This is a genomic window from Bacillus sp. FSL H7-0578, assembly GCF_038630855.1.
In the GTDB taxonomy this organism is placed as follows: Bacteria; Bacillota; Bacilli; order Bacillales; family Bacillaceae; genus Bacillus; species Bacillus safensis.
This window is the reverse complement of sequence record NZ_CP152045.1, coordinates 2371322-2382767: the sequence shown is the minus strand read 5'-3', so window position 1 is coordinate 2382767 and position 11446 is coordinate 2371322. Positions and strand designations below refer to the sequence as shown.

The 11446-nt window shown below is 42.9% G+C and carries 13 protein-coding genes and 1 other annotated feature (1 of these 14 only partly in view); of the genes, 9 read left to right on the top strand and 4 right to left on the bottom strand.

All coding sequences use genetic code 11. The annotated features are described in order from the left end of the window. Window positions 1-66: 66 nt before the first annotated feature. The 8 genes from MHB41_RS12270 (at window position 67) to MHB41_RS12235 (ending at window position 6926) form a co-directional block, all read left to right on the top strand. A complete protein-coding gene (locus tag MHB41_RS12270) occupies window positions 67-486 on the top strand; it encodes an Rrf2 family transcriptional regulator (protein ID WP_024423125.1) in 420 nt (139 codons plus the stop codon). Between the two features lie 18 nt (window positions 487-504). Continuing rightward, complete coding sequence (locus tag MHB41_RS12265; protein WP_327827655.1) at window positions 505-1647, top strand: cysteine desulfurase family protein; 1143 nt, start codon at window positions 505-507, stop codon at window positions 1645-1647. A gap of 94 nt (window positions 1648-1741) precedes the next feature. Next, window positions 1742-2860 (top strand): tRNA 2-thiouridine(34) synthase MnmA, encoded by a 1119-nt coding sequence (gene mnmA, locus MHB41_RS12260; protein WP_024423123.1) that lies wholly within the window; start codon window positions 1742-1744, stop codon window positions 2858-2860. Window positions 2861-2919: 59 nt separating this feature from the next. Beyond that, window positions 2920-3573: a tetratricopeptide repeat protein gene (locus MHB41_RS12255; RefSeq protein ID WP_024427864.1), complete on the top strand. Its 654-nt coding sequence runs from the start codon at window positions 2920-2922 to the stop codon at window positions 3571-3573. Window positions 3574-3592: 19 nt separating this feature from the next. Then, on the top strand, window positions 3593-5977 hold the full coding sequence (locus MHB41_RS12250; RefSeq protein ID WP_041118108.1) for an ATP-dependent RecD-like DNA helicase: 2385 nt from the start codon (window positions 3593-3595) through the stop codon (window positions 5975-5977). Between the two features lie 73 nt (window positions 5978-6050). Then, complete coding sequence (locus tag MHB41_RS12245; protein ID WP_051582016.1) at window positions 6051-6569, top strand: PRC-barrel domain-containing protein; 519 nt, start codon at window positions 6051-6053, stop codon at window positions 6567-6569. 13 nt (window positions 6570-6582) lie between these two features. Beyond that, window positions 6583-6774 (top strand): hypothetical protein, encoded by a 192-nt coding sequence (locus MHB41_RS12240; RefSeq protein WP_003216308.1) that lies wholly within the window; start codon window positions 6583-6585, stop codon window positions 6772-6774. Between the two features lie 20 nt (window positions 6775-6794). Then, window positions 6795-6926, top strand: a complete 132-nt coding sequence (locus MHB41_RS12235) for a YrzQ family protein (RefSeq protein ID WP_003216198.1) — start codon at window positions 6795-6797, stop codon at window positions 6924-6926. Between the two features lie 104 nt (window positions 6927-7030). Here the strand turns inward: MHB41_RS12235 and MHB41_RS12230 are convergent, their stop codons facing one another. The 4 genes from MHB41_RS12230 to MHB41_RS12215 all read right to left on the bottom strand — a co-directional run bounded on the left by MHB41_RS12230 (window position 7031) and on the right by MHB41_RS12215 (window position 9979). After that, entirely contained in the window at window positions 7031-7681 is a 651-nt protein-coding gene (locus MHB41_RS12230; protein WP_024427867.1) for an amino acid ABC transporter permease, read from the bottom strand. Window positions 7682-7696: 15 nt separating this feature from the next. Further along, window positions 7697-8350, bottom strand: a complete 654-nt coding sequence (locus MHB41_RS12225) for an amino acid ABC transporter permease (RefSeq protein ID WP_024423118.1) — start codon at window positions 8348-8350, stop codon at window positions 7697-7699. Between the two features lie 77 nt (window positions 8351-8427). Next, window positions 8428-9237, bottom strand: coding sequence for a transporter substrate-binding domain-containing protein (locus tag MHB41_RS12220; protein WP_025092422.1), 810 nt, complete (start codon window positions 9235-9237; stop codon window positions 8428-8430). Between the two features lie 13 nt (window positions 9238-9250). Then, window positions 9251-9979, bottom strand: coding sequence for an amino acid ABC transporter ATP-binding protein (locus MHB41_RS12215; RefSeq protein WP_024423116.1), 729 nt, complete (start codon window positions 9977-9979; stop codon window positions 9251-9253). 230 nt (window positions 9980-10209) lie between these two features. On the opposite strand from MHB41_RS12215, the gene MHB41_RS12210 reads away from it, so the two are divergent. After that, the gene (locus tag MHB41_RS12210; protein ID WP_024423115.1) at window positions 10210-11274 is read left to right on the top strand and encodes an AI-2E family transporter; all 1065 of its coding nucleotides are present in this window, start codon (window positions 10210-10212) and stop codon (window positions 11272-11274) included. Between the two features lie 44 nt (window positions 11275-11318). Beyond that, window positions 11319-11446 (top strand) — a binding site (T-box leader) (it continues 80 nt past the right edge of the window).

The window sequence follows — 11446 nt, the reverse complement described above, 5'->3', positions numbered from 1 at the left end:
TATCGGCGTATATGAAATCAGAAAAATAATTGATGACATAGAATAGAAAACGCAGAGGTGTTTAACTTGAAAATATCAACTAAAGGCAGATATGGTCTGACGATCATGATCGAATTAGCCAAAAAACATGGCGAAGGCCCTACATCATTAAAATCAATCGCTCAAAACAATGATTTGTCTGAGCATTATTTAGAGCAGCTTGTATCACCACTCCGCAATGCCCGTCTTGTAAAAAGTATCCGCGGAGCGTATGGCGGCTATGTTCTTGCACATGAACCAAACGAGATCACAGCAGGTGATATTATTCGTGTATTAGAAGGACCCATTAGTCCTGTTGAAGTCATCGAAAACGAAGAACCAGCAAAGCGTGAACTATGGATTCGTATTCGTGATGCAGTAAAAGACGTACTAGACAATACAACTCTTGAAGACTTGGCAAGCTACACAGATGACGGGGATCAAGACTCGTATATGTTCTATATTTAGATCAGAGGTGTACCGGAAATGGAACGAATCTATTTAGATCATGCGGCCACAACGCCGATGGATCAGCGTATTGTGGACAAGATGATGCCGTACTTTACAGAGATATTTGGCAATCCCTCTAGTATTCATTCATATGGGCGCGAGGCAAGAAAGTGGCTCGATGAAGCAAGAGAAGTCATTGCAGGAGAATTACACTGTAAACCGCAGGAGATCATCCTCACAAGCGGTGGAACCGAGGCGGACAACCTGGCAATTACAGGTGTTGCCATGGCAAGACAGCATGAAGGAAAACATATCATCACAGTGAAAACAGAGCATCATGCGGTGCTGCATACATGTGAACGCCTAGAAAAACTAGGATTTGAAGTGACATATTTAGATGTGGACGAAACAGGATTGATTTATCTTGATCAATTAAAACAAGCATTGAGAGATGATACGATTCTTGTGACCGTCATGTACGGCAATAATGAAACAGGTGTGATTCAGCCAATCAAAGCCATTGGCGAACTTCTGCGTGATCACACTGCTCATTTTCATACAGACGCAGTGCAGGCGTTTGGCACAGTGCCCATTGATGCAGCAGATCTCCATATTGATCTTTTATCTGCTTCTGGCCATAAGCTGAATGGTCCGATGGGAACAGGTTTTTTATATGTAAACGAAGGCGTGAAACTTTCTCCGCAAATATTCGGAGGCGAACAAGAAAGAAAGCGCCGTGCCGGCACTGAAAATGTGGCAGGAATTGTTGGGCTTGCAGAAGCTGTTCAATTAACGAAGCAAAATAGAAGAGAAAAAGCGATGCATTATGGTAAGCTCAAAGAAACCATGCTGCAAGTATTCGAAGAGGAATCTCTCAATTTCTCTATCAATGGACATCCGAAAGAGACATTGCCGCACATTTTAAATGTTCATTTCCCGGGCGTCTCCATTGAATCGCTGCTTGTGAATTTAGATATGGAAGGAATTGCTGTTTCAAGCGGATCGGCATGTACGGCTGGATCTGTCCTTCCTTCGCACGTGTTAAGCGCCATGTATGGCGAAGAAGCAAAAGAGCTGACATCCTCAGTCAGAATAAGCTTCGGTCTTGGGAATGAAGAGGATCATGTGAAGCAGGCGGCACATAAGATAGCGGCTGTTGTCAAACGCCTAGCCAAATAAATGCTTCCTTTTGTTCGTGTGTGAAAAATGAAACAGCGAAGCACCTGAAGAACGAAACGCGCATGTTGTTTCATTGAAATTGGAGTTGATGAAGATGACAAAAAGACCAGAAGATACAAGAGTTGTGGTCGGTATGTCCGGAGGAGTCGATTCATCAGTTGCCGCTCTTATGTTAAAGGAGCAAGGCTATGATGTCATCGGCATATTTATGAAAAACTGGGATGACACCGATGAAAATGGTGTCTGCACAGCAACGGAAGACTATGAGGATGTCATCCGCGTATGTAACCAAATTGGAATCCCTTATTATGCAGTGAATTTCGAGAAGCAATATTGGGACAAAGTGTTTCAATATTTCCTTGATGAATATAAAGCGGGCAGAACGCCAAACCCAGATGTCATGTGTAACAAAGAAATTAAGTTCAAGGCATTCCTTGAGCATGCACTTTCACTTGGTGCGGATTATTTGGCAACAGGACACTATGCTCGTGTTGATCGAACTGGTGATGAAGTCAAAATGCTGCGAGGTCTTGATGCAAACAAAGACCAAACGTATTTCTTAAATCAGCTGACTCAGGAACAACTTGATAAAGTCATGTTCCCAATCGGTGATTTAGAGAAAAAAAGGGTTCGTGAATTGGCAAAAGAAGCAGAGCTCGCAACAGCAGCGAAAAAAGATTCAACAGGTATCTGCTTTATTGGAGAAAGAAACTTTAAAACGTTCCTCAGTCAATATTTGCCTGCACAGCCTGGTGTGATGCAGACAATGGACGGAGAAGTAAAAGGGGAGCACGATGGACTGATGTATTACACGATCGGTCAGCGCCAAGGACTTGGCATTGGCGGCAGCGGTGATCCTTGGTTTGTCGTTGGAAAAGACTTGGAGAAAAACATCTTGTTTGTTGAACAAGGCTTCCACAATCCACTTTTATACTCTGAAAGCATTTCAGCTGTTAATATCAGCTGGACTCGTCCTCATATTGTCGGAGAAAACGGTGAATTAACTTGCACAGCAAAATTCAGATACCGTCAAGAAGATCACCATGTGAAGGTCAAAATGACAGGTGAGCAAGAAGCGATGGTGATCTTTGATGAACCTGTTCGTGCTGTTACCCCGGGACAAGCGGTTGTTTTTTATGATGGCGACGAATGTCTTGGCGGCGGTACAATTGACGATGTCTTCAAAGATGGTCAAAAGCTGTCGTATGTGTAGCATGTTTCAAAACCTCAACGTCGCTGTTGAGGTTTTTTAATGAAAGGATGAGAGAGCGAATGAATTATAACGAAATCGGCATAGAAGCCTTGAATCAAGGGAATATCGAAAAAGCAGCTGAAGCTTTTACAAAAGCGATCGAAGAAAGCCCGAAGGACCCGGTTCCATATATTAACTTTGCGAACTTACTTTCAAGTATCAATGAATTTGAACGCGCTTTAAACTTTTTTCAGAAAGCAATTGAACTTGATCATACTGCAGCTGCAGCCTATTATGGAGCAGGAAATGTATATACATTAAAAGAAGACTTTATGAAAGCGAAAGACTACTTTGAACAAGCACTAAAAGCGGGCATGGAAAATAGTGATTTGTTTTATATGCTCGGGCAGACGCTCATCAAATTAGAGCAGCCAAAGCTTGCGATGCCGTATCTTCAGCGTGCCGTTGAACTAAATGAAGAAGATAATGAAGCAAGATTCCAATTTGGCATGTGCTTAGCCAATGAACACATGCTGGAAGAAGCGGTGACAAATTTTACCGAAGTCATCACGCGTGATCCGCAGCATGCAGATGCCTTTTATAATTTAGGTGTTGCGTATGCGTACTTAGAGAAAAAAGACGAAGCACTTGAGATGCTGGGTAAAGCCATTGACGTGCAGCCTAACCATATGCTGGCACTACATGCGCAAAAGCTGATTCAAGAGGCAGAATAGATGGAAGGAGGGAAGACCTGTGCAGGAACATCCAGATCAAATGAAGCTTGAGGACGAACCGTTTTTAAAGGGGACCATTCAAGCCGTTATTTTCCATAATGAAAGTAATTTATACTCGGTGTTAAAGGTAAAAGTCATTGAAACATCGGAAAACTTAGAGGAAAAAACAGCATCTGTCACAGGCTACTTCCCAGCACTTCATGAGGAGGAAACCTACACCTTTTATGGCAAAGTGACAAGCCATCCGAAATTTGGTGAACAGTTTCAGGCCACTCATTTTCAAAAGGAAGTACCAACAACGAAGCAAGGAATCATACATTATCTCTCAAGTGATTTATTTGAAGGGATAGGGAAAAAGACGGCTGAAGAAATCGTTGGGAAGCTTGGCAATCAGACGCTTCATAAGATTATGCGTGACCCAGCTGTTTTGTATGATGTACCGCGCTTATCAAAAAAGAAGGCGGATAAGCTGGCCGCAGCGCTTCAGGAGCATCAAGGGCTGGAACAAATCATGATCAGCCTGAATCAGTATGGTTTTGGTCCGCAGCTCAGCATGAAGATTTACCAAGTATACGAGAGTGAAACGCTGCAGAAAATCGAGGAAAATCCCTATCAGCTTGTCAAGGATGTCGAGGGAATCGGATTTATTAAGGCGGATGAGCTTGGTGCTAGAACAGGCATCTCAGGTAATGACCCAGAGCGGATTCGCGCCGCCTTGCTATATACAGTGGAGACAGCCAGTCTACAGGATGGTCATACGTACATACAAACGAAAGATTTGATCGTCGAAACCCGCAAGCTGCTCAACCAAACAGGCAATGATTACAAAGTGACTGAAATGGATGTTGCCAATCAGATCATTGCACTTGGCGAAGGAAAAGAAATGATCATTGAAGACGACCGCTGCTATCATCCATCCTTATTTTATGCAGAGCAAAGTGTCGCCAAACGCATTCAAAAAATCGTCTCCCAAACAGAATATGCAGATCAATTTCCTGAATCAGAATTCCTGCTAGCACTTGGCGAGCTGGAGGAGCGGTTAGGCGTCCAGTATGCACCGACACAAAAGGAAGCGATTCAAAAGGCACTCATGTCCCCGATGCTGCTTTTAACAGGCGGGCCTGGAACAGGGAAGACGACGGTCATTAAAGGAATTGTCGAGCTTTACAGTGATCTTCACGGTGTTTCTCTTGATCCGAGTGATTATAAAAAAGATGAATCCTTCCCATTTGTGCTTGCGGCACCAACTGGACGGGCGGCTAAGCGGATGACAGAATCAACAGGGCTTCCAGCTGTCACCATTCACCGGCTGCTAGGCTGGAACGGTTCGGAGGGCTTCTCGCATGATGAGGAACAGCCGATTGAAGGAAAGCTTGTCATCATTGATGAATCAAGTATGCTGGATATTTGGCTGGCGAATCATTTGTTTAAAGCGATTCCTGATCATATCCAAGTGATTATGGTAGGAGATGAACATCAGCTGCCATCTGTCGGACCAGGCCAAGTTTTACGGGATTTGCTTGCCTCAAAAGCCGTGCCGGCTGTTACCCTGACAGATATTTACCGGCAGGCAGACGGCTCAACCATTGTTGAACTGGCACATGATATGAAAAATGGTGTGCTGCCAAAGGATATTACTGCACGCTCAAAGGATCGGTCCTTCATTCGGTGTTCAGCTGATCAAATGAAAGAAGTCATTGAGAAAGTTGTCAGCAATGCTGCTCAAAAAGGATTTTCGGCAAAGGACATTCAAGTGCTCGCACCAATGTATAAAGGAAAAGCAGGCATCAATGAGCTCAACAAAATGCTGCAGCACATTTTGAATCCTAAAAAACCAAAAGGCAGAGAAATCCCGTTTGGTGATGTGGTGTACCGGACAGGTGATAAGGTGCTTCAGCTTGTGAATCAGCCGGAGAACAACATTTTTAACGGCGATATCGGCGAAATTGTCTCGATTTTTTATGCAAAAGAAAATACAGAAAAAGAAGACATGGCCGTGATCTCCTTTGATGGGAATGAAATCACCTTTACAAAAAAGGATTTTCATCAATTTACACATGCTTATTGCTGCTCCATTCACAAATCACAAGGAAGTGAATTCCCGATTGTTGTGCTGCCAGTCGTCAGGAGCTATTACCGAATGCTTCGGCGGAATCTGCTGTACACAGCCATTACACGCAGTAAAAAGTTTTTAATACTGTGCGGCGAGGAATCAGCGCTGGAATGGGGTGTGAAAAACAATGAGGATTCCCTTAGACAAACGTCCTTAACGATGCGGCTAGTGCAAACCGAACAAATCATGGATGCAGAACTTGAAGCGCTCCAAAAAGAGCTTCCGTTTAGCGTACATGACGCAAATATTGGCATGGAGGGAATCACTCCATTTGATTTTATGCATGAGTAGAAGGCTTCCATATGGAAGCCTTTTAGTATGAAAAGAACTTCTCCCATTCTGTTCATGGAAGCCATTTCTTCGTATGAGTCATGAAGCAAACGCACACGATAAGACTGTTCCGCAAAAGGTGGTTGAGCACATTTTGAGAACATGCCGAGAACTTGAAGGAATGACGATCTATACAGATGAGCTGTCCCAATCACTTGGTTCCATAAAAGATATTTGCTTTTTAGCCGGAGGCAGCTGCGGAGGATATGTGTTAGAGGGGAAAAAGAAAGACTGTGCACTCGTTCCATTCTCTGCTTTTGATCAGCTGACAGATAAAGGTTTGTATGTGAGCTGTCAGGAGGGAGTGGGCATGGATTCCTCTGCTCCATTCTTGTTATTTTCAAAATTAAAAAAGAAAATGATGCAGTCGCCTGATGGTGAAAATTTAGGCATTTTGGAAGATGTATACTTTTGCTCAAATTCGGGCACAATCGTAGCATATGAACTCTCGGACGGCTTCTTTACAGAGCTATCAGGGATTCGGAAACAGCTGCAGGCTGCCGGAACCTTGATGAACGTTCAAAAGGAAGCACTGGTTCTAAACCGAACGTAAAGAGGTGCTGATTATGCTCATTTGCCCAAATTGCAAATGTAAAGACATCGGAAAAATTGGGGTCAATCAATATTATTGCTGGGGCTGTTTTATTGAATTGACACTGTCGAAAGGCAAAATATCTACACACCAAGTGGAGGAAGACGGGACACTAAGCAGCTTAGATGATCTGTTTAGTGACGATGAACGTTCAATTCAACTATAAGTGTTAAGGGGGAATTTCGAATGGGCAAAATGACTTCTTCACTATTAACGCTTGGTGCAGGTGCACTCGCATATCACTTTGCAAGCCGATATGATATGCCATCAAAGCGGGATATGAAAAAGCTAAGAAAACGTGTTATGAGAATGATGTAAACAAAAAGGGCTAAAATGATCTTCATTTTAGCCCTTTGTTTTTTTCAGCGTGATCGAAAAACCGGTCTTTACGCTGAGGCATCCGTCAAGAGCGGATGTTCTTTTTATGCCTGCCTGTATTCTAATCGTCTTGCAAGAATAGATAAGCTGAAATTGACGACAAAATACATCATAGCTGCCAATAGGAATATCGGCAGTAAATAGGATTGGCTTTGCCCATTTAATATTTGTGCGTGATGTAATAATTCTGGAAGCGCAATGACAACAGCAAGCGACGTATCTTTTAAAAGGGATATGAATTGACTGACAATTGGCGGCACCATTCGGCGCAGGGCCTGCGGCATAATAATCATTTTCAATGTTTGAATATAGGTTAAACCAGAAGACCTGGCTGCTTCGATCTGACCCTTATCAATTGATTTAAGGCCGCTCCGAATAATTTCTGACAGCATCGCAGATTCAAACACGGTTAAAGCTGCAATAGCAGAGGCTGTGATGCTCAGCTTGATGCCGATTTCAGGCAATGCAAAATATGTGAAAAAGATGATCAGTAAAAGCGGCAGGTTCCGAATGGTTTCTACAACAACCGCAAGCACTTTTGATAAAACCGGAATTTGAGCGAACCGCAATGTACCAACGACTAATCCAATGATAAAGCTCAAAATGATGGAAATAAAAGCCACTTTTAAGGTGACAGCAAATCCTTCAAGTAAAAAGGCGAGATGATCAGGCTGGTAGGCACCTATAAAATCCATGATGTTTCCTCCTTTCTAGTGGCTTCTTGCTAATCTTCTTTCTAAATAACCGACGCCTAGACTGAGCGGAATGGTTAATAGCAGATAGAACATCGCAACAAAGATGTAGACATCAAACGTCACAAATGTTCTAGACGCAATAAGGTCTCCTTGATACATGAGATCAAACCCTGCAATGACACCTAAAATCGAGGAGTTTTTGACAAGGTTAATAAATTGATTTCCAAGAGGGGGAATGACGATTTTAATCGCCTGCGGCAAAATGATATACCGCATCGTCCCGCCATATGACAGACCTGAGGCGCGGGCTGCTTCCATTTGTCCAAGCGGTACAGCTTGTATCCCTGCACGAATGGCTTCAGCAATAAAGGCAGACGTATAAATGGCAAGAGCAATTGTACCAGCAGTAAAGCCATCTGCTACAATACCCAGCACCGGTAAACCAAAGAAGAAAACAAAGGTGATCAATAATAACGGAATATTCCGAATAAATTCAACATAAGCCGTTCCGAACCAGTTGAGCGGCCTAAATGGCGCAATTCTCATAATGGCAATGAGTGTACCGATCAAAAAGCTTCCAATCAGAGCGATGACACTTGCACCAATGGTATATTTAAAGCCTTCTAAATAAAGATGAACATTTTCAGTGAGAATGGAAAACCGCAGCAATCAGTTCACTTCCTTCCTGATCAACAGGGGAGCCTTTGAGCGGCTCACCTGAGGCATTGATCTTGACGAATCAAATGCTATTCTTTGATCCATTTTTTAAGAATCTTGTCATACTCTCCATTGTCTTTTAACGTTTTTAAGGCTTTATTAATCGCATCTGTTAATTCTTGATCCCCTTTTTTCACAGCAATGCCATAAGGCTCATCTGTAAAGGTGCCGCCGACCACTTCATAATTTGAATCTTCATCTGCCATACCAAATAAGATCGCATTATCAGTTGTCAGCACTTGCCCTTGGTTTGATTTTAATGCTGTAAAAGCCTCCTGATAGTTCTCAAATTCTAATACGGATGCTTCAGGTGCTTTCTCACGGATATTTTGAGAAGAGGTAGATCCTTTCACGGCCAGCACCTTCGTTCCTTTTTTAAGATCATCAATGGATTGAATGTCGCTTCCTTTTTTCACAAGCAGTGATTGTCCTGCTTCAAAGTAAACATCTGAGAAATTGACTTCTTTTTTACGCTCTTCTGTGATTGTCATAGTCGCAACAATTGCATGGATATCCCCTTTTTGAAGCAAAGGAATTCTTGTTTTAGATGTCACTTCCTTAAATTCTGCTTTTCCTTCATCGCCGAGTATTTCCTTTGTGATGGCTTTTGCAATGTCAATATCAAATCCTTCAATATCACCGCTGCTCGGATTTTTTAGACCGAATAAACGTGTGTCATTTTTTACACCGAAAATGATTTTTTTGTCTTTCTTAATGGCTTCTAAAGAACTTCCTTGTTTTGCATCAGTTGACCCTTTTTCAGTAGATCCACAAGCAGCCAAAGCGGCGATGCAGCAAGTCATAAAGAGCAGCAGGCCAAAGCGTTTCATTTTTTTCATCAAACCATTCCCCCTAGTGATTTAATATACGGCTTAAAAATAATTGAGCACGTTTCTCTTGCGGTTTTTCATAAAATGCAGCCGGTGTTGATTCTTCAAGAATTCTGCCTTCATCAATAAAGACAATACGGTCAGCCACTTCTCGGGCAAAGCCCATCTCATGTGTGACGACAACCATGGTCATGCCTTCACGAGCCAGCTGCTTCATCACATCTAATACCTCGCCGATCATCTCTGGATCAAGTGCAGATGTCGGTTCGTCGAAAAGCATCACCTCCGGCTTCATCGCAAGCCCTCTTGCAATGGCAACGCGCTGCTGCTGTCCGCCCGAGAGTCGTGAAGGGTAGGTGTCTGCCTTTTCAGGAATGCCGACTTTATTTAAATAAAATTCAGCTGTTTCCTTTGCTTCTTCCTTGCTCACTTTTTTGACCTTCATCGGCGCAAGCATAATGTTTTCAAGCACCGTCTTATGCGGATAGAGGTGAAAATGCTGAAAGACCATGCCGATATTTTGCCTGACAAGATTGATGTTGGTCTTCGGATGCTGAACAGAGACTTGGTTGACGAGAACTTTTCCCGCATCAATGCTTTCAAGACGATTGATACACCTGAGCATCGTACTTTTACCAGACCCTGAAGGACCGATGATCACAACAACCTCCCCTTTTTGAATATGTAGGTTAATGTCCTTAAGTACATGGAACTGGCCATAATGCTTGTTGACTTCTTCGAATGTGATCATGAAGAACCTCCTCTTGTGTTTCATTGGCTAAAGCTAAAGTGGATTCTAGCACAACTTGTGTAAAAAGAAGTAAATGATGGAATATTTTCTGACGAGATTTTACAGCAAACAGTGACTTTGGATGGAGCTGTATGTTTCATGTGTATTCATTTTTAACAAAGTTAGGACAAATTTTATTTACGTGGATAATTGCAGAAAATGGTTAAACAATAAGAAAAGAGGTGAAAAAGGTGAAGAAACGTCCGATCCAATTTCTGATATATGCTGCAGGGGTCCTGCTTGTCCTTGCATCCTTGCTCATTTTACTGCAGCTCGACGAGTTATGGATGCCTGTTTTTTTATTGCTGAAGGCGGTTCTCATTCCGCTTCTCATCGCTATTTTTATTTCTTATCTGCTTTATCCGATTGTGGAAAGACTGCATGCACGAGGGCTGCCGAGAACAGTCAGTCTCTTACTCATCTATGTCCTGTTTTTTGGCGGGATTGGTTTTGCGGTATATAAAGGAGCGCCTGTTATGATCGCACAGTTAAATGAGCTGTCAGAACAAATTCCTGTCATCGCTGAAACGTATAATGGCGCATTATCACATATTCATCATCATACGAGCCACTGGCCTGACGGACTTCATGACCGCTTGGACCGTTTCATTGTTCAATCGGAGACATATGCAGCCAATAGCGCTGAGCGGATGATTCTTAGCTGTAAAGTTTTATTTGATTACGCTTTAGTTGCAGCACTCATCCCTTTTCTTGTTTTTTATATGGTAAAAGACATGAACACGATGAAGCGGGCGGCATGGTATTTAACGCCGCCGTCATTTAGGAAGAGGGGGCATGCCTTTGTCAAAGCAGTGGATGAATCGCTTGGTGATTATATTCGAGGGCAGCTGCTTGTCTGTTCTTTAATCGGGGGTGCAGCAGCCATTGTGCTCTGGCTTTTCCATATCCCGTATCCGCTCGTTCTTGGCATGCTGATAGGAGCAACGAACGTGATTCCGTATTTTGGACCGATAATTGGCGCAGTTCCTGCCATCTTTATTGCGTTTACCATCTCAGTGAAATCGGTCATCATTGTATTGATCACAGTAGCGGTGCTGCAATTTTTAGAGAGCAATGTCCTCAGCCCGATCATTGTAGGGCGAAGCCTTCATATGCATCCTGTCGTCATTATGCTTGTCTTGCTTGCAGGAGGGGAGCTGTTTGGCTTAATTGGGATGATTTTAGCCGTACCAGCAGCTGCGATTATCAGGGTGATCATTGTGCAATATATCCTGATGAGACGAAGCGTTCATTGACAAGACGAGCCGAGTTGTCTATAATAATTTCGATTCATACATATTGAAATTCAATGACGGACCCGAGTACGTTAAAAAGCTGTTGCAGAGAGAGGCTTTATTTGCTGTGAAAAGCCTTATCAGACCTTTAACGGAAGCTAGTCCCGAGTGCAGATAAACACTGCCGCTCTCT